The following is a 19,747-nucleotide window of genomic DNA, read 5'->3' as shown; positions in this document are numbered from 1 at the left end:
GACGCCAAAGCGCCTCCCGCCGATATCGGGAGGCGCTTTGTTTTTTCATCGTCCGTGATCGTTCGTCAAGAATCAGTCGGCACGCGGGAAATCGAGATCCGTGTCGTTGATGCGATTGACCAGATTCGTGAACGTGATGCCCGACATCACCAGCGCGATCTCGATGACCTGACGCTCCGTGAAGCCAGCGTCGCGAATGCGCTGATATTCGCTCTTGTCGATGGTGCCGTTCGTGGTCACCAGATTGCGCACGAAGTGAGCGAGAGCGTCGCGATGGTCGTCGCCCGACACGACACCCGCACGCACTGCACGCATGGCTTGCGGTGCGAGTCCCGACATCTTGCCGATCAGTGTGTGGGCTGCCACGCAGTAGTCGCAACCGCCGACTTCGCTCACGACGAGACGGATCGTTTCGATGTCCTTTTTCGCGAGGCTGGTCTTGGCGATGACGGCGTCGAGGGCGAGGACGTTGGCGAGCACGTCCGGCGCGTGAGCGCCGATGGTGGCGTACAGGTTCGGCACCTTGCCCACGCCCGCCTCGATCCTGGCGAACAGTTCGGCAGTTTGACCGGTGGCGTCTTGCGGCGAGATGGCAGAAATACGGCTCATGGCTTGCTCCTTAAGGGGTTGAGATACCGCGTCACAGTGGCGACGGCATGGATCACATCTTAGGGAGGATTGGTGATATCTTTAATGCCTGATTTTGACTGTATCATGCTCAATCGTCTCAATTTGACTGGGTGATCGAGATCATATGAATTTGCTGGATCGTCTGCTGACGCTGATTCCCGTGACTGGGCAGCTTGATTTTCGTTGTCACTTCGGCGCGCCGTGGCGCATTGACGAGGGGCGCTCGGCCGACAGTCAGATCGCGTGGCACTTGCTGCTGAGCGGCACCGCGACGGTTGCGTCCGGCGATGGGCCGCCGGTCGTCATGACGGCGGGCGACATCGTCATGTTTCCGACGGGGGATGCGCACTCATTGAGCGAGGGAGAGGGCGGCCCGACCGAGCCACCGCGCTTCGAGCCGGGGGCTGGCTTCACCATCGTGCGGCAGGGGGACGACGAAGCGGCCGATGCCGCTGATGTGCTTTGCGGCCGCTTCTTTTTCGGTACGGTGCCTTACGGTCTGCTTCAGACGTATTTGCCTGCACGCATGGTCGTGCGTGGCGGACGTCAGGGGGTGAACGGGGATGAAGCCCCCGCGCCCGGGAGCATCGGGGATCGGCTGGCGCGTCTGATTGCGCTCATGCGGGACGAGACGATGGCGCAAGAGCCGGGTTGCGAAGCACTCGTCGGGAATCTCTCCGGTGCGTTGTTTGCGATGACGCTGCGCGCGGCGAGTGAGGGGGAGAGTTCGTCGCGCGGATTGCTGGCGCTCGCTCGCGAGCCGCGCTTGCAACCGGCGCTCGCGGCGATGTTCGATGCCCCGGCACGGCCATGGTCTTTACCCGATCTGGCGGCGCTGTGTCATATGTCGCGCGCCACGTTTTCCAGACGCTTCGACGAGGCCGCAGGCTGTTCAGCCCACGACTTCCTCGCCGAGATCCGCATGGCCATCGCGGGGCGAAAGCTCGCGAGCACGACGGCGTCGGTGGCGGACATCGGCGAGTCGGTCGGCTATCAGTCCGACGCTGCGTTTCAGCGCGTGTTCAAGAAGGTCGTTGGCGTGACGCCCGCGCAATGGCGCACGCGGGCGCGTCAGACCCATGAGATCCATGAAGGCGATCAGTCGCGGCGCAAGGCCGCCGCCTGACGTTTCCACAACGTCCACGGACGCTCCATTACGCCGAGGTTGGTTTCCGTGGAGCGTTTGCCTTCCTCTTCGCTGAGATAGGTCACCTCGCCGCCGAGCGCGATGGCGGTCGATTGCATACCGGCGTTCAGTTCGGTGTAGATCGCGCGATAGACGGCGGCGGGCAGCGTGGGCGCGGTCGCCACGAAGCCATGTCCGCGCATGAGCGCGACGTCCGAGTCGCCCAGCGTGTCGGCCAGCGCTTTACCTTGCTCGCCGTTGCGCACGAGCATGTCCGTACAGCCGAAGCAATGACGGATGTCGAACACCGGCGCGCCGCTGCCGAGAAAACCGGCCATGTGGTAGACGGGACGCAGTCGCACCGACGACGCTGCAAACGGAATCACCGACGGTGAATGACTGTGCACGATGGCCTTGACGTCCGGACGCGCACGATAGATCTCGCTGTGAATCCACGTCTCCAGATAGCGCTTGCGCGTGTCGCCGTCGACCGGCTGGCAATCGAGGTCGAGCGTAAGAATGTCGTCCGGCGTGACCAGCTCGGGGGCCATCGATTGCGCGATCAGAAAGTGCGCCGCGTTGCGCGGGTCGCGCACGCTTACATGCCCGAAGCCGTCGAGCACTTCGTGATGCGCAAGGATGTGGTTGGCGGCGGCAAGGTCTTCGCGCAGCTGCGCAATGGAGGCGGCGTCGTGTTCGGTGATCGCCGGTGTGTAGGGGGGGTGGCCTGCATAGTGGTGTTTTGCAATGAGTGTCGATAGTCGGACGGTGACGCGACGTGCCGGGCGGGTGTCAAACCCGCACGGCGGCGCTCACCTCGGGAGGAAACAGATCGTCGGCCTGCATCGGGCGATGACAGACGCCTTGTTCGAAGGCGAATCGCAGAAAGGCGTCGAGCGTGATGCGATTGGGGGCGACGCCATAAGGCCACGGATCGCCCCCGAACATCGCGCGCGCTTCGGCGGCACGCTGGCTCATCCATGGGAGCGGGAAGTGCGAGCAGGTGATGTCTTCGAGACGGGCGATGCTGGCGTCCTTCGCCTGCGTGAACGCTTTGACGAGGTTGTTGGCGATCCAGCGATTCGCCGTGAAGACATCGCGTCGCATGACGATCAGATGCATGATCGGGAAGATGCCGCTGCGCTCGAAATAGGCGCGCTCGGCCGTCTCGAAGTCAGGTAGCAGACGCACGATCTCGTGCTCGCGTCCGGCGGGCGGTGAAGGCGGACGTGCGCTGAGAATGGCGTCGACCTCGCCGTCGAGCAGCATGGCGGTGAGCGATTTGTCGGGCGAGGGGCGATAGCGCACGCCTTCCGGCACACGCACGGCGACTTTCTCGCGGCGTCCCGCCTGATTCACGCCGCCCTGCACCCACTCGACCTCCGTGAGCGCAACGCCCTGATCGTGGGCGAGCCAGCCGCGCGAGTAGACCGACGCCGTCTGCGCCCACTCGGGCACACCGATGCGCTTGCCGCGCAAGTCACCGGGCGACACCACGCCGCCGTCTGCCTTCACATAGAGCGACGACAGGCGAAAGACGCGCGACGGAAACACCGGCAGGCCGATCAACCGGTCGTCGCCCTGCGAGCGCAGCGACGCATACTTTGCGAGCGACATCTCCGAGAGGTCCCACTCCTGAAAATGCGTGGTGCGATAGAAGATCTCTTCAACCGGCAAGACCGACGGCACGAGATCGATGCCGGTGACAGCGATGCGAGCGTCGAGCAGATCGCGCACGTGGTCGTAGTCGTTGATGGCGAGGGACAGCGAGATTCTGGACATGGAACGTTCGGAAGAGACTGTCAGTGACCGAAGGCCGGTGCTTTGGGCAGGTTTTCGGGGCGTGCGACGAGGAACACGAGTGCGGCCGCCGTCACGAGCGCTGCGCCGAGCACGAAGAACATCGTGCCCGCGCCGCCCGTCGCCTGTTGCAGCACACCGGCGATGGCCGGTCCGCACATGGCACCCACGCGGGCGATGCCGAGATACAGCCCCACGCCGGTGCTGCGAATCTCGGTCGGATAGCTCACGGCGACGAGGTTGTTGAGCACCGTCTGTGTGCCGATGACGAACATGCCCGCCACCACAATGCCCACGAACGTCACCGAGCCGCCGCTGATCGTCGCGAGCACGCCGATGGCCGCAGCACCGCACAACCACGCGAGCGACATGGCGAGACGGCGATTGCCGATGCGGTCCGCGACCACGCCCGTGAGCAGGCTGCCGAAGGCCGACGCGAACACCAGCAGTGACCCGTAGGCGAAGCTCGTCGAGAGATTCTCGCCGCGCTTGAGCATGATCGTTGGCAGCCAGCCCGACAGACCGTACGACGAGAACAGCGACAGCGCGCCCATCGACCAGAGGCAGATCGTCTGACGGCGGAATTCGGGCGAGAAAAGCGCGGCGACAGAACCGGCTTTCACACCGGCATCGGGAGACGTGAACGTCGCCGTCGCGAATTCGGCGGCACGCGCGGGCCACAGGCGGGTCAGTTGTGCGCGCACTTCGTCCTGACGGCCACGACTCGCGAGGAACGACACCGATTCGGGCAACACGAATTGCAACGCGAGCGCGAGCACGACTGAGAGCGCACCGACGTAGTACATGCTCTGCCAGCCGTATTGCGGAATCAGCCACGCCGCGATGAAGCCCGACGCCGTCGCGCCTCCGATCCAGCCGCACGAGAAGAACACGATGGTGAAGACGTTGGCGCTGCGCTTGGGTGCGATTTCGTTGATGTACGTGACGGCCACCGGCATCAGCAAACCCAGCGAGATGCCCATCACGAAACGCAGCGCGATGAACGTGCGCAGGTCGTGCGCAAAGAGCGCGATGGCGAGACTCATCACACCCGACAACCAGATGCCGGTGAGCAGTACGCGGCGGCGTCCGATGCGATCGCTGAACGGACCCGAGACGGCCGAGCCAGCGGCAAAGCCAGCCAGCCCGCACGAGAGCAGCACGCCGATCTGACTCGGCGACAGAAGCCACAGCCTGGTGACGTCGTGAACGATGTACGCGGCGTTGTATAGATCGAAGCCGTCGAACAGCAGGATCAGCGCCAGCAGGGTGGCGAGCCGATAGTGAAAGGCCCCTAGCGGGGCGGACTGTAGCGCTTCGCGAACGTCGATGCGCCCGGCGTGTCGCGGCGGAAGGTCATGGGCCATGCGTTGTCTCCGGATGGGCGACCTGTCGAATACCGGCGAGCGCCGGTTCGCAGTGTCTTTGTCTGTGTTCCGGAGACGACTTTACTGAGTGATTTTTTGTTTATCAATATTGATTTTTAAAGTCAATATGAATGTGGCATGATGGGCCGCAAACGCGTTGCCACGGGGCGACGCAGTGATACCGAGGGAGTCGCAGACACCGATGACGCAGCAAACCGACCTGATGACGCGCGAAGAAGTCCTGGCGCTACTCGATATCAAACCGGCCACCTTGTACGCCTACGTGAGCCGGGGATTGATCCGGGCGCGTCCGCATGAGGACGGTCGCAAGAGCCTGTATCTGCGTCGCGACGTCGAGCGTCTGGCCACGCGCAAGCGCGGGCGCGCCCCGACCGGCGCGGTGGCCGAATCTACGATGCGCTTCGGCGATCCCGTGCTGCATTCGGCCATCACCCAGATCACGCCGCACGGTCCGCGCTATCGCAACCGTCTCGCGATCGATCTGGCGAGCGGCGGGGCGTCGTTCGAGTCGGTCGTGCATTTGCTGATGACGGGGATCTGGCAGGACGGCATTGCCGAATGGCCGATGCAGGAAACGCCGTCCGACGTGCTGCGCTTTTTGTCGACGTACGACGGCGAAGTGGCGAGCGCCGACATCGGCAATCTGCTCGGCATGGTGCCATTCGCGCTCGCGATGCACGGACGCGGCGCACGCGAGCTGGCCGATGGCACCGCCGTGCAGGCGGCCCGCGCGATGCTGCATTGCATGGTCGGATGTGTGGGGTTTCTCGGGCCGAAGCAACGGTTCGTCGCACGTGAGACCGATGAGAGCGTCGCGTCGCACGTGCTACGCGCAGCGGGCAGCGCGGTGACACCGGCGCGACTGCGGGCGATGAATGCCGCACTGGTCGTGGTGGCCGACAACGAACTTGCACCGGCGACGTTTTCGGCGCGCGTGGCGGCGTCGACCAATGCGGATCTGTTCGGCTGCGTCGCGGCGGCCATCGGCTCGCATATCGGCTTCACCACTGGCACCAGCACCGAAAAGATCGAGACGATGCTGTTGTGCGAGCCGTTCGATGCACTCGACTCGCGCGTCGGCCGGGTGCGCGAATACGGCGCGAGCCTGCTCGGCTTCAATCATCCGCTGTATCCCGGCGGCGATGCACGCGCCGATCTGATGATGCAGATGGCGGGCGAGTTGATGCGTGAGGCGGACGACGCCACCATCGACGACACATTGCGCACCAACACACGTCTGACGCTCGACTTTCTCGAACGTATGCGCACCGAAGTGAACGCGCATGCGGGGTTGGCGACGGGACTGGTCGCACTCGCGCGTGCGTTGGGACTGCCGGACGGCACGTCGACGGCGATGTGGATCATCGGCCGTTCGGCGGGCTGGGTGGCGCACGTCATGGAGCAGCGCACGCAGGCGTTCATGCTGCGACCGCGCGCGAAGTACGGCTTCGGCGGACCGGTGAGTGCCGAAACCTTCGAGTCGTTCGGGGCGTTCGAGCCGCCGGTCACCCGGTGATCGACGCCGCTTGTCGGACTTCCTGGCGCTGCCGTCGTCACGGCAAGGCGCACGCGTGCGACAGGTGTACTTCAAGGAGCGACTCGCCGGTGGCAGGGAATACAACGACGCAGGCAGCCCGCGCTACGCCAGCTATCTGCACGGACGCGATGCCATCACAACACTGTGCCCAGAAGGTGCAGCTCACGCGGGAGGAAAAGGCACATCTGTGACACCCGTTTGCCCGTTACAAAAAAATAGTCTGCGGATTTGCCCTCCGACATCCGTCATGTCAATGAGGCCCGCGATTGCAGCGACGGCCGACGCAAGCGTTCATGGGTATCGGGGGGCACACGATGTTCGCGCAGTGGCATGACGGGGAAGGCAGGAATGCGGCGTGCGGCAAGGCACCGGGAGCGGCGACGTGGATCTGACCAATGTCAGCGTCGAAGCGGCGGTGCGTGCCGCACAGGCGCAGGAAAACAGCGTGGGCACGGCCACGCAGGTGTTGAGGGAATGTCTGGAGGCGAACTACGACCGGTTGCTGCGCCGTCTGTCGCGCAGCATTGGTTGTCAGGACACGGCCAGCGACAGCCTGCACGAAGCGTGGGTGCGCCTGGGCAGCGCCACGTTGCCCGAGGCCGTGCACAAGGGAGAGACGTATGTATTTCGGATGGCTTACAACCTCGCCGTCGATCAGATGCGAGGAAGACGGATGTGGGCGTCGCTGGCGGACGAGAACGAGGTGTTCGACGTGCTGCCCGACCGCGGCCCCGGCCCCGAAGCGGTCGCGGGCGCACGTTCGGAGCTGGCGGCGCTCGCCCGTGCCCTGGGCGAGATGTCGGGACACCATCGCCGCGTGCTGGTCGAATTGCGCATCGACGATCTGACGCGTGAGGAAGTCGCCGCGCGTCATGGTCTGTCGCTGCGCAAGGTGGACACGCTACTGCGTCAGACGCTCGACTACTGCGCCGAGCAGACCGGCCGTCAGGCCGCTGGCGGGATTACGGCGTCGCGTCGTCCGGCGCGGCTACCCGACGCATCGGAAGCGATCAAGCCCTGAGCGTCCCACGATGGATGTCCGGTGCGCGCCGCTGCGCGGGGTGAGGCCTCAATGCAACGGCTCGGACGGCGCTTCGTCCTCGAACGTGCGAAAGCGCCAGCCGAACCACACGGCCAGCATGCGGATGACGAAACCCGCGACGAAGCCTACGCCTGTTGCCACGCCGTTCGGCACCCCGAAATGCAGCATCGCCACGTACATCGCACCTGCGATGCACGCCACGCTCGCGTACATCTCGCGGCGCAGCACCAGCGGCACCTGTCCGCACAGCAGGTCGCGAAGCATGCCCCCGCCAATCCCCGTCAGCACCCCGGCGAGCACTACGATGACCGGGCTTGTGCTCACGGTCATGCCAATATCGCACCCCAGAATCGTGAACGCGGCGAGGCCGATGGCATCGACCGTAATGAACGTCATGCGCAGCCGATGAATGTGGCGAGCGACGATGGACGCGAGCGTCGCGGCGCCGAGGGTGAGCAGCAGGTACTCCGGATGCGCGATCCAGACGAGCGGATGGCGGCCGAACAGCACATCGCGAATGGTGCCGCCGCCGAGCGCCGTCACCATGCCGACGAAAGCGAGCCCGAAGCGGTCCATGCCGCGCTGCATCCCCATGATGGCCCCCGACATCGCTTCCGTGACGATGGCGATGAGGTACAGGGCGTAGAAGATTTCTGTTTTCATGATGTCCCTTGCAATGCCGGGCGAATATATCACTTCAGGTGCTTTTTCCCGTGTTTTGGTGCATCGGCACGCCTGAAACTGTGATTTGTACAAGTTTTCAGCGTCTGTCGCGGGTGCGACACTGCCTGCAACGAAACGACAGACGCGGGAAAGCCGCCCCACCCGTCATGCAAACCCCTTAAAATCTCATCCTTTTGTGCTCCGAAGCGTGCCCGTCGCGCCCGGCGCGGCGAACTGGCAGGTAGATCGTCCGATCTTCCGGTCGGCGGACCGACCGGCCCACCGGCCCGAATGCGCTACGAGTGAAGCCCTTTTGACGTGTCCCGGACGTGTCTTTTTGATCGCCAACTTCGTTCCATGATCCAGTTCATTCGCCGTCGGCCCTATCTGGTTACCAGCCTCGTCGTACTTGCCGTTCTCGTGGCGCTCGGACTGCGCAGTCTCGCGACCCCAAAGGCGCCGCAGTACCTCAGCGCCAAGGTCGAGCGTGTCGACCTCGAGAACACGGTGCTTGCCACGGGTACGCTGGGTGCGTTCCAGCAGGTGGACGTCGGCGCACAGGTCAGCGGACAGTTGAAGTCGCTCAAGGTCAAGCTGGGCGACAAGGTGAAGAAGGGGCAGTGGCTCGCGCAGATCGATCCGGTGCTCGCGCAGAACAGCCTGCGTCAGGCCGAGGCTGAGGAACAGAACCTTCAGGCGCAAAAGCGCTCGACGGCGGCGCAACTCAAGCAGGCCGAGCTGGCGTTTGCCCGTCAGCGTCAGATGCTGCCGGACGACGCAACGTCCCGTCAGGACTTCGAATCGGCGCAAGCCAATCTGGACGTGCAGCGCGCCTCGCTGAACGGACTCGACGCCCAGATTCGCAAGGCGGGCGTGGCCATCGAATCGGCGAAGGCGAACGTGGGCTATACGCGCATCGATGCCCCCATGGACGGTCAGGTCGTCGCCATCGTCACGCAGGAAGGCCAGACCGTGATCGCGCAGCAGCAAGCGCCGGTGATTCTGAAGCTCGCCGATCTGGACACCATTACCGTCAAGGCGCAGGTCTCGGAAGCCGACGTCATCCGTATCTCGCCGGGACAGACCGCTTACTTCACCATCCTGGGCGACCCCGACAAGCGTTACTACGGCAAGTTGCGCGCTATCGAACCGGCGCCGCAGAACTTCCTCGATACACAAAGCACGCTCGGCGGGGGCGCGACGCGCAACAACACGGCGGTGTTCTACAACGCGCTGTTCGAAGTGCCGAACCCTGACCATCGCCTGCGTATTTCGATGACGGCGCAGGTCAATGTGCTGCTCGGTACGGCCAAGCAGGCGCTGAGCGTGCCGGTGGCGGCGCTGGGCAAGAAGGTCGGCCCGGACCGTTACGAAGTGCGCGTTCTGCCCGCGCAGGGCACGGGCGATGGCAAGGCGGTGACGCGTCAGATCGTCACCGGACTGAACAACAACGTGCGAGTCGAGGTGAAAGAGGGTCTCACGGCTGACGATCGCGTCGTGATCGGCGAGGCGGGCGACAGCACGCAGGTCTCGACGGACGCCTCGCCCGGTGCGTCCCAATAAAGGAAGGCGAGCGCCATGACTCAAGCCGCCGGTACGTCTTCTGTGTCACAAGCGTCGCAAGCTGCTGCGCAGGCTCCCGACGTCCGTCCGCACCCGATGCTGGAACTCACGGGCATCACCCGGCGGTTTCCTGCCGGTGAGCGTGACGTGACCGTGTTGCGCGACGTCAATCTCACCATCGAAGAAGGCGAGATCGTCGCGATCATGGGGGCGTCCGGCTCGGGCAAGTCGACGCTGATGAACATTCTCGGCTGTCTCGATCATCCGAGCGACGGCAGCTACCGCGTTGCCGGGCGCGAGACGCGCGATCTCGATGCGGACGCGCTCGCGCAACTGCGTCGTGAGCACTTCGGCTTCATTTTCCAGCGCTACCACCTGCTGCCGCACCTCGACGCGGCGTCGAACGTGGAGATGCCGTCGGTGTACACCGGCACGCCGCATGCGGCGCGTCGTGCGCGCTCCGTGATGCTGCTGGAGCGGCTTGGACTGGCTGATCGCACGGAACATCGTCCGAGCCAGTTGTCGGGTGGCCAGCAGCAGCGCGTGAGTATTGCGCGTGCGCTGATGAATGGCGGCGATGTGATTCTGGCCGACGAACCGACCGGTGCACTCGACACGCGCAGCGGTCGCGAAGTCATCCGCATTCTGAAGGAACTCAACGCGCTGGGGCACACGGTCATCATCGTGACCCACGACGAGAAGGTCGCCGCGCATGCGCGCCGCATCATCGAGATTCGCGACGGCGAGATCGTGGCCGACCGTGAGAACACGCCGGTGGAGATCGAGCCGGATGCTCCTTCGCCGGAGGAGGCCGCCGAGGAAGCCGTGGTGGCTTCGACGGCCCCGGCAACCGATCCCGCTTCGGTGAATGCCAGCCACGGCGGGGCGATTCCCCCGCGTCGCTGGACGGGGGGCATCGACCGCTTCGCCGAGGCGTTTCGTATGGCGTGGATCGCGCTGATCTCGCACCGGCTGCGCACGTTCCTGACGATGCTCGGGATCATCATCGGCATTACGTCGGTCGTCTCCATCGTGGCCATTGGCGAAGGGGCGAAGCGCTACATGCTGGCCGAGATCGGCAGCATTGGCACGAACACAATCAACATCTATCCGGGCAAGGACTGGGGCGACAACCGCGCGACAGCGATTCAGACGCTCGTGCCCGAGGACGTGCACGCGCTTTCGGAGCAGATTTATGTGGACAGCGCGACGCCCGAGACGGCTCGCAGTCTGCTGCTGCGCTACCGCAATGTCGACGCGAGCGCGATGGTGACGGGCGTGGGCGAGCACTTCTTCCAGGTGCGCGGCATGAAGATCGGGCAGGGCATTGCGTTCGGTGCGGACGAGGTGCGGCGGCAGGCGCAGGTTGCCGTGATCGACCAGAACACGCGTCGCAAGCTGTTCGGTGCGAACCCCAATCCGCTGGGCGAAGTGATCTTCGTGGGCAATCTTCCGTGCGTGGTGATCGGCGTGACCGTGGAGAAGAAGAGTGCGTTCGGCGACACCAAGAGCCTGAACATCTGGGTGCCGTACACCACGGCGGCGGGGCGTCTGTTCGGTCAGCGCAACGTCGACAGCATTACGGTGCGTGTGCGTGACGGTCAGCCGAGCAAGGCCGCCGAGAAGAGTCTGGAGACGCTCATGACACAGCGTCACGGCCGCAAGGACTTCTTTACGTACAACATGGACAGCGTGGTGAAGACGGTCGAGAAGACGAGTCAGTCGCTCACGCTGTTGCTGTCGTTGATCGCCGTGATTTCGCTGGTCGTGGGCGGTATCGGCGTGATGAACATCATGATCGTGTCGGTGACGGAGCGTACGCGGGAGATCGGTATCCGCATGGCGGTCGGGGCGCGTCAGAGCGACATCATGCAGCAGTTTCTGGTGGAGGCCGTCATGGTGTGTCTGATGGGCGGCGCGATCGGGATTGCGCTTTCGTTCGGGGCGAGCTTCCTGTTCTCTCTGTTCGTCGAGAAGTGGAAGATGGTGTTCTCGATGGGCTCGGTCGTCACGGCATTCCTGTGTTCGACGCTCATCGGCGTGGTGTTCGGGTTCATGCCAGCGCGCAATGCCGCGAGGCTGGATCCGGTCGAAGCGCTTGCACGCGATTGAGGTATTGCCAGATGACCAGAATGAAATCTACAACTTGCCATGCTTTCGCTTCGTCAGCCTATTCAGCCTCGTCAGCGTCGGCCGATCCGTGCGGCACGTCGACGGTGCTGCGCCGTACGGTCCTCGCGCTGGCGAGCGCTGCGGTGCTGCTCACGGGCTGCGCCGGGGTGCGTCACGATCCGCTGCCAGCGGTGCCGGTGCCCGCGCAGTGGGCGGGTTTGACGGGGGCATCGGGGGCTTCCGCGACATCGCCCGCCGTCGCTGGCGACACCGCAACGATTGCCCCCGACTTCTGGCGTGCGTTCGGCGACCCGGTGCTGGACCGTCTGATCACCGATGTGCTGGCCGTCAACAACGATCTGGCGGCGGCAGGGATTCGGGTCTATCGCGCGCAATTGCAGGCGGGGTTGGCGGATACGAACCTCACGCCGTCCGTGACCGTTGGCGGCAATGCGACCGTTCAGCGCACGCTGGACACCCATGTGATGGGGCGCAAGAGCACCCTGTCGGCGCAGGCATCGTATGAACTGGACCTGTGGGGCAAGCTGGCTGCGCAACGCGATGCGGCACGCTGGGAGTATGAGGCGACCGACGCCGACCGCGAGTCCGCGCGTCTGGCGATCATCGGAACGACGGCGCAGTTGTACTGGACAATTGGCTTCCTGAATCAGCAGATCGCCAACACCGAAGGCAATATCGCTTATAGCGAGCGGATTCTGGCGCTGGTGCGCTCGCGCTATGCGGCGGGGGCGGTGTCGGGGCTGGATGTGGCGCAGACGGAGGGCAATCTGGCCGATCAGCGCGCGGCGCTCACGCAGTTGGTGCAGCAGCGCACGGAGAACCGCAATGCGCTGGCGATTCTGTTCGACCGTCCGCCGGAGCAGGCAGCGGCCGAACCGTCGATGCTGCCGACGCAGGCGTTGCCTGTCGTACCGGCGGGATTGCCTGCGGAGTTGCTGGGTCGTCGCCCGGACCTGCGCGCGGCGGAGTTGCGCTTGCGTGGGACGCTCGCTAACGTCGACATCACCCGCACGAGCTTTTACCCGACGTTCACGCTGACGGGGCAGGTGGGGACGACTAGCGCTTCGCTGGAACGCGTGTTGCAGAACCCGATCGGTTCGCTGGGGGCGGGGCTGGCCCTGCCGTTCATCCAGTGGAATACGATGCAGTTGCAGATCAAGGTGTCGCAGACGCAGTATGAGGAAGCGGTGGTGAATTTCCGCAAGAGCCTTTTTACGGCGCTGAGCGAAGTCGAGAACGCACTGTCGGCCCGCGAGCAACTGACGCGCGAGGGCGAGCAACGCGCGCTGTCGCTGGTGCAGGCACAGCGTGCCGAGACCGTGCTGCGCTCGCGCTATCAGGCGGGGGCTATCGGGGTGCAGCAGTGGCTTGAGCAGTTGCAGTTGTTGCGCAACGCGCAGACGGCCGACGCGCAAGTCCGGTTGAACCGATTGAACAACCGCATGGTGTTGTACAAGGCACTGGGCGGAGCAGGGAATGCGTCGGATGTGAATCCGCCAGCCTGAGTGAGCCATATCGGGCGTGGTTTGAATCTGCGACCTGTATCCTGACGCGTGAGGTCATCCGAGGCGGTACATCATGAATCGACGGACATCCGTTTTGACACCCGACTGGGTTAAGCATGCACAGCCGATCGAGGGCGTGGAGCGCTTCGAAGCGTGGTTTCGCGGTAACGCCTATTCGATGCATCGCCACGACACCTACGCGATTGGCCGAACGCTCGCGGGCGTTCAGAGTTTCAGCTATCGGCGGGGGCAGCGAAACAGTCTGCCCGGCAACACCATGGTTTTGCATCCCGACGAACCGCACGACGGTCAGGCGGGCACCGACGAAGGCTTCCGGTATCGCATGATCTACGTGCATCCGTCGTTGTTTCAGGACGTGCTTGGCGGGCAAGCGCTGCCGTTCGTCGAAGGCGGTGTGACGACGGATCCGCGTCTGGCGGCGGCGACCGAGACGTTGCTGCAACACGTCAGCCACACGCTGGAGCCGCTGGAACAGAGCGACGCGCTGACGGAACTGGCCCACGCGCTTGCGGCCGTCTCCGGCGCCCCTGCGCGCAAGACGAAGGGCGACTATCTGGCGGCGCGACGTGCGCGTGATTATCTGCATACGCACAGCGCACGGGTCGTCACACTGGACGAACTCGAAGCGGCGACGGGCCGGGACCGGTGGAGTCTGTCGCGCGACTTTCGCACGTTCTACGGCACGAGTCCGTATCGGTATCTGACGATGCGGCGTCTGGATGACGTGCGTCATCAGTTGCTAGCGGGGACATCTCTCGTGGATGCCGCGGCGACGGCGGGCTTCGCCGATCAGAGTCATATGACGCGCCATTTCTCGAAGACCTTCGGACTGACGCCGGGCCGCTGGCTTCAGGTCGCGAGCGGCATTCTGCCGGGCTAGAACCACCACGCACAATCGTTCAATACGGCCGTGAAGGGCGTGCGTATCCTCGACGCATCACCCCCCCAAGAACGGAGAGAACGATGTCCCAATTCCCCACGCATCCCAACGCCCCGACGGATCGCGGCCAGTGCAAGGCCATCGACCCGGTCCGCAAGATCGCGCTGATCGACGGTCACTGGCAACCTCGCGTGGTTGCCGAGATGAACGACTACCAGTTCAAGGTCGTGAAGGTCATCGGCGAATTCCAATGGCATCAGCATGCCGATACCGACGAAACGTTCATCGTCCTGGAAGGCGAGTTGCGGATCGACTTCCGTGATGCGACGACCGGAGACGGTTCCATTGCGCTGCGCGCTGGTGAAATGGCCGTGGTGCCGAAGGGCATCGAACACAAGCCGTTTGCCGAGTCCGAAGCCAAGCTGCTGCTCATCGAGCCGCGAGGCGTGGTGAATACAGGAGACGGTGAGGCCGGGGATCGGACGGTGGCGAACGATCAGTGGATTTGAACCGGATATTCGCAGGGGCGTCTTGAGCGCGTTACGATATGCCGCATCGTTGCGGCGCAAAAGCGCCACCGCCCGGATATTTCGATCTGAATCGCACTATGACAGAGCCTTGTCTGACACTCCCTGACCAGAGTGAATGGGAAAACTGGTTGACGCAAAACGGTGGCACATCCGCCGGGGTATGGCTGCGTCTGGCGAAGAAGGGTGCGGCGCAGCCGACGCTGAGCTACGCACAGGCGGTGGAAAGCGCGCTTTGTCACGGCTGGATCGACGGGCAGAAGAAGAAGGAAAGCGATGAACACTGGTTGCAGCGCTTCACGCCCCGTACGGCGAAAAGCATCTGGGCCAAGCTGAATACTGAGCGGGCGGAAGCGCTGATCGCCGCAGGCAGAATGCGTCCGTCCGGGATGCGAGAGATCGAAAAAGCCAAAGCGGATGGGCGGTGGCAAGCCGCTTACGACTCCCCGAGCAACGCAGCCGTCCCTGACGATTTGCAAGCAGCGTTAGACGCGAACCCCAGAGCCCGCGAATTCTTTGCGACGCTTAATGGCCGGAATCGCTACGCCATCTTGTTCCGAATTCAAAACGTCAAAAAGGCCGAGACGCGTGCGCGAAAGATTGAAGAGTTTGTGGGGATGTTGAGTCGTGGGGAAACGATTCACGCCTGAACCGGTAAATTTGGGAAACGATCGATGCTGTGGTTGCAGGAACGTACGCGTCCGGTTTGGGTGTCTGACGACTGGCATAGCTTGTCCGGAGCAACACCCGGTGGCGCATCGAAGATGCGCCCGCGAAAAGCCTATGCGGGCGAATCATGAGCGCTTTAACCGTGTGGCGGAACGGCTTCCGGGTCCATCCACATCACCTCCCAGATATGGCCGTCCGGATCCTCGAAGCTGCGGCCGTACATGAAGCCCAAATCCTGAACGGGTGTGGGGTCCGCCTTGCCGCCGGCGTCGGTGGCCTTCTGCACGAGTTCGGACACATCTTCCCGTCCGCCCGCCGAAAGACACAGTAATACCTGTGCTTCAGCGTGCGCATCGACGATTCGCTTCCCAGTGAACTGCCGCCATTTATCGTGGTTAAGCAGCATGACGTAGATCGCATCGGAGATCACCATGCATGCTGCGCTCGCATCGGTAAACGCGGGGTTGTTGACCGCCCCAATGGCCTCATAAAAGGCCTTCGATTGCGGCAGGTTTGTCACCGGCAGGTTGATGAAAATCTGCTTGTTCATGATCTGGCTTCCTAAGCTTGAGCGATAGGCGAACGTTGGCTATCGACGAGGGCCGTCAGGAGATTGCTATAGCTGCCGGATTCGTCGATCCAGAGAACCATACCGGCTCGCCACAATGGTGGAAAGCCGGTGGTTTGCAACGAGGCGTTTCGAAATTGGAACGGTCCTGCAGGAAACACGGGGTCAGCCGGTGGCCGGATCGGACGGCCATCTTGCGCGCAACAACTCGAGGAACACTCGCACGGCGGACGTCATGCCGCGCCGGCTCGGGTACATAGCGTAAAGCGTGGCTGGGCGCGAGCGCACGGTTTGGAGCACGGGCACCAGTCTGCCGTCGTCGATAGCGTCCTGGCAAAGATAGGTCGGCAACTGAGCTAATCCGGCGCCGCGCAGCGCGAGTTCGCGAATGACCAGTAGGTTATCCACGGCAATGCCCGGCGTGATAGCGATATCGATCGGTTTATCGTCCACACCGACGAACTGCCATGGCCGCGGATTTGCTAACGTGCCCTGCGCGAGACAGGGATAGCAGGACAACTCATCGAGGTGCGCGGGCGGACCGTCGGATTTCAGCAACGACGGATGGGCCACGACGATCGATGCCGACGTAGCGATCGGCATGGCGATCACGTCTTCTGATGCGAGGGGCACAACCGCCGCGCGGATGACCAGGTCCAGTCGTTCCTCGGCCAGGTCGACAAAGCGATTCGATAGCGTCAACTGCACCTGCACGTGAGGGTGCGTGCGCGCAAATTCAGCCAGAATTGGCGGGAGCGTGGTCTCGCCGATCAGCACAGAGGTATGGAGGTGGATCACGCCCGATGGCTCTGCCACGGCGTTGCGCGTGAGCGCGCCGATCTTGTCAACGTGCCTGGCGGCCTCACGTGCGTGCGCGAGCACGGCTTCGCCAACGGGCGTGAGGCCGAAGACTTGACCTGATCGGTGCAACAGTCGCACGCCGAGCGCGCGCTCGAGTGCCGCCACCCGGCGGGACAGCCGCGACTTGGCGATGCCGGTCTGCCTCTCGGCCGCGCTGAATCCGCCGGCGTCTACCACGAGGGTAAAGAGCAGCAAGTCGTCGAGATGCGCGCCGCTGCCCTGCAGCATGGGGACGAATTCTCTATCGACGGCGGACGCCGCTTGAGGACCTGGCATAGAGCGGGGAATATGAGGCGAAGGAACGGGGCCGCGAGATTGCGGGGACAGCCGATGCTACCGCCCTCACGAGCGGCTGTGAAGGTCGTGATTTCCCCGCCATTCCATTCAACCCATTCCAAGGGGTATCAACGAAATGCCTTCCGGACTCCCGGCGCGATCATTCGCTCTCCACCCCGGAAATGAATGGGCGAAAGCGTTGTCGCGGGCTGTTCTCAGAGTGTGCTGAAACGTCGGTCGCTCCGTGCAACAATCTGAGCTCTTAAAGTGCTATCGACCTGAGAGATGACCGAACATCGAAGCAGCACGTTGGAAATTAGAAGACTGTCGCCACAGGAATGGATGCTGGCCTATCCTGTGATCGCGCAACTCCGGTCGCTTGACGCCCCCGTCTTCCTGGAGCGGATCCGCCGACAATCGCATTCGGGCTATGAACTCGTAGCGGCCTTCGATCGCGGAACGATCATCGGGGTGATGGGGATGAGACCTGTCCATACCCTGGCGCGCGGGGCACACCTTCATATCGACGATCTTGTGGTCGATGCGGCAGGTCGTGGAACAGGGGTTGGCCGAGCCTTGATGGCGTACGCCGAAGCCGACGCGCGTGCTCGCGGCATGACCGCGATATTTCTTGATGCGCGGCCCGACGCTATCGCGTTCTACGAGCGGGAGAGCTATGTGCTACACCCCGCGCCGTCCATGAAGAAGGTCCTGTCGACCTAAGGTCGGTCGAGGCCGATCAAGGCCGATCATGGCAGACCGACGACGGTCGGCGTGTGACGCCGACCGTCAGGATGCCACTCAGGCCGCCGCCTGCTCGCGCAACCGTCGTGCTTCGTCGCGCAGGAACTGCTGATAGTCGTCCAGATCGCCGTCGAAGGGCTCGACGCCGCCGTTGGTGACCAGCCAGAACTCATCACAGACAGCACGCAGCAGCGCGCGGTCGTGGCTCACCAGCATCACTGTGCCCTCAAACTCGTTGAGCGCCACCGCCAACGCCTCACGCGTGGCCAAATCGAGGTGGTTGGTCGGTTCGTCGAGCAACAGCAGGTTAGGGCGCTGCCACACGATCATGCACAACACGAGCCGCGCCTTTTCACCGCCGCTCATTGTGCCAACCGCCTGGTGGACCATGTCGCCACTAAAGTTGAACGTCCCGAGGAACGTGCGCAGCGATTGCTCCGTGCCACTCTGGCCGGGCGCGCGCATCTGGGGCGGCGTATCCCGGGCGAGGCGGATCATGTGTTCCATCGGCGTGTCGAGCGGGCGCAGCACGTCAAGCTCCTGCTGGGCGAAGTAGCCGATGTTCAGCCCCTTGCCTTCGCTGATTTCACCTTCAATCGGCGCGAGCGCATGCGCGACCGTCTTCACCAGCGTCGACTTGCCCTGACCGTTGGCACCGAGAATGCCGATGCGCTGCCCGGCCAGCACGGAACGGCTGATGCCCCGCACGATGACGGTGGGCGGCGTGCCCACAGGCGCGTCAGCGGGGCAGGGTAGCCGAAACTCGCATCCAGCATGGACAACAGCGGGTTCGGAACGCTAAGCGGCTCCTTGAACTCGAAGTTGAATTCCGCCTCGGCAAGCACTGGCGCAACCTTCTCCATGCGTTCGAGCGCCTTGACCCGGCTCTGCGCCTGCTTCGCCTTCGATGCCTGCGCCTTGAATCGGTCGATGAACTTCTGCAAGTGAGCGATCTTCTCCACTTGCCTGGCCATCGCGGCCTGTTGCAGGACAAGCTGCTCGGCGCGCATGTCTTCGAACTTGCTGTAGTTACCGCCGTAACGCACGAGCTTGGCATTGTCGACGTGCACGGTGACCTGCGTCACCGCGTCGAGAAACTCGCGGTCGTGGCTGATCACGACCAGCGTTCCCTGATAGCGCTTGAGCCATGCTTCCAGCCAGACCAGTGCGTCGATATCCAGGTGGTTCGTCGGTTCGTCGAGCAACAGCAGGTCGGACGGACACATGAGCGCGCGCGCCAGTTGCAGTCGCATGCGCCAGCCACCCGAGAAACTGTTGACCGGCTGATTCAGTTGCTCGGCACTGAAGCCGAGACCCTGAATCAGTGCCTGCGCGCGGGCGGGGGCGTCGTGTGCGCCGGCGTCGTGCAGGTTCATGTAAGCGTGCGCCATGCGCATACCGTCGTCGCTGGCTTCGGCCGCAGCGACTTCCGCATGCGCAGCCATCAGTACGGTGTCACCTTCGACCACGAAGTCGGTCGCTCCCTGCTCGGTCTCCGGCATGTCCTGCGCGACCTGGCCCATCTTCCACGCCGCCGGAATCGAGAATTCGCCGCTATCTTCGTGCAGCGTGCCGTTAAGAAGGGCGAAAAAGGACGACTTGCCAGCGCCATTGCGCCCGACAAGGCCAATCTTTTCGCCTGGAGTGAAGGTGACGGACGCGCTGTCGAGCACGACGTTGACGCCGCGACGCAGCGTGAGATTACGGACGGAAATCATAAGGAGCTACCGCTAAGAAGACTGGCATGATAGCCGACCGGGCGCGCGGGGCTGTCATTTTCATCTGGTGCCAGCTTTCTTGCGGACGTCCGTTGG

17 protein-coding genes and 1 pseudogene are annotated in these 19,747 nt (G+C 63.6%); 10 read left to right on the top strand and 8 right to left on the bottom strand.

All coding sequences use genetic code 11. The annotated features are described in order from the left end of the window. Positions 1–72: 72 nt before the first annotated feature. A complete protein-coding gene (locus NA29_RS17085) occupies positions 73–609 on the bottom strand; it encodes a carboxymuconolactone decarboxylase family protein (protein ID WP_039399808.1) in 537 nt (178 codons plus the stop codon). A gap of 145 nt (positions 610–754) precedes the next feature. On the opposite strand from NA29_RS17085, the gene NA29_RS17080 reads away from it, so the two are divergent. Further along, positions 755–1,756, top strand: a complete 1,002-nt coding sequence (locus NA29_RS17080; RefSeq protein WP_039399807.1) for a cupin domain-containing protein — start codon at positions 755–757, stop codon at positions 1,754–1,756. On the opposite strand, the gene NA29_RS17075 is transcribed toward NA29_RS17080, so the two are convergent. From NA29_RS17075 to NA29_RS17065, 3 genes are all read right to left on the bottom strand, one after another. Then, complete coding sequence (locus NA29_RS17075) at positions 1,729–2,379, bottom strand: class II aldolase/adducin family protein (RefSeq protein WP_306592129.1); 651 nt, start codon at positions 2,377–2,379, stop codon at positions 1,729–1,731. The two genes, NA29_RS17080 and NA29_RS17075, sit on opposite strands and share 28 nt — an antisense overlap. Positions 2,380–2,548: 169 nt before the next feature. Beyond that, positions 2,549–3,538 (bottom strand): substrate-binding domain-containing protein, encoded by a 990-nt coding sequence (locus NA29_RS17070; protein ID WP_039399804.1) that lies wholly within the window; start codon positions 3,536–3,538, stop codon positions 2,549–2,551. Between the two features lie 20 nt (positions 3,539–3,558). Further along, positions 3,559–4,923: an MFS transporter gene (locus NA29_RS17065; RefSeq protein WP_039399801.1), complete on the bottom strand. Its 1,365-nt coding sequence runs from the start codon at positions 4,921–4,923 to the stop codon at positions 3,559–3,561. A 202-nt stretch (positions 4,924–5,125) separates the two neighbouring features. On the opposite strand from NA29_RS17065, the gene NA29_RS17060 reads away from it, so the two are divergent. Together NA29_RS17060 and NA29_RS17055 are read left to right on the top strand one after the other, a co-directional pair. Further along, positions 5,126–6,460 (top strand): citrate synthase, encoded by a 1,335-nt coding sequence (locus NA29_RS17060; protein WP_072633317.1) that lies wholly within the window; start codon positions 5,126–5,128, stop codon positions 6,458–6,460. Between the two features lie 376 nt (positions 6,461–6,836). Further along, positions 6,837–7,502, top strand: a complete 666-nt coding sequence (locus NA29_RS17055) for an RNA polymerase sigma factor (RefSeq protein WP_052253016.1) — start codon at positions 6,837–6,839, stop codon at positions 7,500–7,502. 48 nt (positions 7,503–7,550) lie between these two features. Here NA29_RS17055 and NA29_RS17050 read toward each other — a convergent pair whose 3' ends face one another. Then, a complete protein-coding gene (locus NA29_RS17050) occupies positions 7,551–8,186 on the bottom strand; it encodes a trimeric intracellular cation channel family protein (protein WP_039399799.1) in 636 nt (211 codons plus the stop codon). A gap of 357 nt (positions 8,187–8,543) precedes the next feature. Here NA29_RS17050 and macA point away from each other — a divergent pair, with 357 nt between their 5' ends. The 6 genes from macA (at position 8,544) to NA29_RS17020 (ending at position 15,465) form a co-directional block, all read left to right on the top strand. Beyond that, on the top strand, positions 8,544–9,749 hold the full coding sequence (gene macA, locus NA29_RS17045; protein WP_039399798.1) for a macrolide transporter subunit MacA: 1,206 nt from the start codon (positions 8,544–8,546) through the stop codon (positions 9,747–9,749). Positions 9,750–9,845: 96 nt separating this feature from the next. Next, positions 9,846–11,861, top strand: a complete 2,016-nt coding sequence (locus tag NA29_RS17040; RefSeq protein ID WP_039399795.1) for a MacB family efflux pump subunit — start codon at positions 9,846–9,848, stop codon at positions 11,859–11,861. A 20-nt stretch (positions 11,862–11,881) separates the two neighbouring features. After that, a complete protein-coding gene (locus tag NA29_RS17035) occupies positions 11,882–13,387 on the top strand; it encodes an efflux transporter outer membrane subunit (RefSeq protein ID WP_084103857.1) in 1,506 nt (501 codons plus the stop codon). Positions 13,388–13,460: 73 nt separating this feature from the next. After that, positions 13,461–14,288: an AraC family transcriptional regulator gene (locus NA29_RS17030; RefSeq protein WP_039399791.1), complete on the top strand. Its 828-nt coding sequence runs from the start codon at positions 13,461–13,463 to the stop codon at positions 14,286–14,288. An 83-nt stretch (positions 14,289–14,371) separates the two neighbouring features. Then, positions 14,372–14,797 carry a cupin domain-containing protein gene (locus NA29_RS17025; RefSeq protein ID WP_039399788.1) on the top strand — a complete coding sequence of 142 codons (426 nt, stop codon included), beginning with the start codon at positions 14,372–14,374 and terminating at the stop codon, positions 14,795–14,797. 98 nt (positions 14,798–14,895) lie between these two features. Beyond that, the gene (locus NA29_RS17020; protein WP_039403857.1) at positions 14,896–15,465 is read left to right on the top strand and encodes a YdeI/OmpD-associated family protein; all 570 of its coding nucleotides are present in this window, start codon (positions 14,896–14,898) and stop codon (positions 15,463–15,465) included. 155 nt (positions 15,466–15,620) lie between these two features. Here the strand turns inward: NA29_RS17020 and NA29_RS17015 are convergent, their stop codons facing one another. Continuing rightward, the gene (locus NA29_RS17015) at positions 15,621–16,034 is read right to left on the bottom strand and encodes a VOC family protein (RefSeq protein ID WP_039399785.1); all 414 of its coding nucleotides are present in this window, start codon (positions 16,032–16,034) and stop codon (positions 15,621–15,623) included. Between the two features lie 183 nt (positions 16,035–16,217). Next, entirely contained in the window at positions 16,218–17,141 is a 924-nt protein-coding gene (locus NA29_RS17010; RefSeq protein WP_039399781.1) for a LysR family transcriptional regulator, read from the bottom strand. Between the two features lie 333 nt (positions 17,142–17,474). Here NA29_RS17010 and NA29_RS17005 point away from each other — a divergent pair, with 333 nt between their 5' ends. Continuing rightward, a complete protein-coding gene (locus NA29_RS17005) occupies positions 17,475–17,912 on the top strand; it encodes a GNAT family N-acetyltransferase (RefSeq protein WP_039399778.1) in 438 nt (145 codons plus the stop codon). A 78-nt stretch (positions 17,913–17,990) separates the two neighbouring features. Here the strand turns inward: NA29_RS17005 and NA29_RS17000 are convergent. Further along, positions 17,991–19,651 (bottom strand): annotated as a pseudogene (locus tag NA29_RS17000) (ABC-F family ATP-binding cassette domain-containing protein). Positions 19,652–19,747: the final 96 nt, after the last annotated feature.

It is taken from the genome of Pandoraea sputorum, assembly GCF_000814845.2.
Classification (GTDB): Bacteria; Pseudomonadota; Gammaproteobacteria; order Burkholderiales; family Burkholderiaceae; genus Pandoraea; species Pandoraea sputorum.
Note: the sequence above shows the minus strand (reverse complement) of the source record. Positions and strands in the feature narration are given on the sequence as shown.

Bases quoted from the DNA above. Each gene is read 5' to 3' on its own strand.
- NA29_RS17085 (WP_039399808.1), bottom strand. From the start codon at position 609: ATGAGCCGTATTTCTGCCATCTCGCCGCAAGACGCCACCGGTCAAACT.
- NA29_RS17080 (WP_039399807.1), top strand. From the start codon at position 755: ATGAATTTGCTGGATCGTCTGCTGACGCTGATTCCCGTGACTGGGCAG.
- NA29_RS17070 (WP_039399804.1), bottom strand. From the start codon at position 3,538: ATGTCCAGAATCTCGCTGTCCCTCGCCATCAACGACTACGACCACGTG.
- NA29_RS17065 (WP_039399801.1), bottom strand. From the start codon at position 4,923: ATGGCCCATGACCTTCCGCCGCGACACGCCGGGCGCATCGACGTTCGC.
- NA29_RS17060 (WP_072633317.1), top strand. From the start codon at position 5,126: ATGACGCAGCAAACCGACCTGATGACGCGCGAAGAAGTCCTGGCGCTA.
- NA29_RS17050 (WP_039399799.1), bottom strand. From the start codon at position 8,186: ATGAAAACAGAAATCTTCTACGCCCTGTACCTCATCGCCATCGTCACG.
- macA (WP_039399798.1), top strand. From the start codon at position 8,544: ATGATCCAGTTCATTCGCCGTCGGCCCTATCTGGTTACCAGCCTCGTC.
- NA29_RS17040 (WP_039399795.1), top strand. From the start codon at position 9,846: ATGCTGGAACTCACGGGCATCACCCGGCGGTTTCCTGCCGGTGAGCGT.
- NA29_RS17035 (WP_084103857.1), top strand. From the start codon at position 11,882: ATGAAATCTACAACTTGCCATGCTTTCGCTTCGTCAGCCTATTCAGCC.
- NA29_RS17030 (WP_039399791.1), top strand. From the start codon at position 13,461: ATGAATCGACGGACATCCGTTTTGACACCCGACTGGGTTAAGCATGCA.
- NA29_RS17025 (WP_039399788.1), top strand. From the start codon at position 14,372: ATGTCCCAATTCCCCACGCATCCCAACGCCCCGACGGATCGCGGCCAG.
- NA29_RS17020 (WP_039403857.1), top strand. From the start codon at position 14,896: ATGACAGAGCCTTGTCTGACACTCCCTGACCAGAGTGAATGGGAAAAC.
- NA29_RS17015 (WP_039399785.1), bottom strand. From the start codon at position 16,034: ATGAACAAGCAGATTTTCATCAACCTGCCGGTGACAAACCTGCCGCAA.
- NA29_RS17010 (WP_039399781.1), bottom strand. From the start codon at position 17,141: ATGCTGCAGGGCAGCGGCGCGCATCTCGACGACTTGCTGCTCTTTACC.
- NA29_RS17005 (WP_039399778.1), top strand. From the start codon at position 17,475: ATGACCGAACATCGAAGCAGCACGTTGGAAATTAGAAGACTGTCGCCA.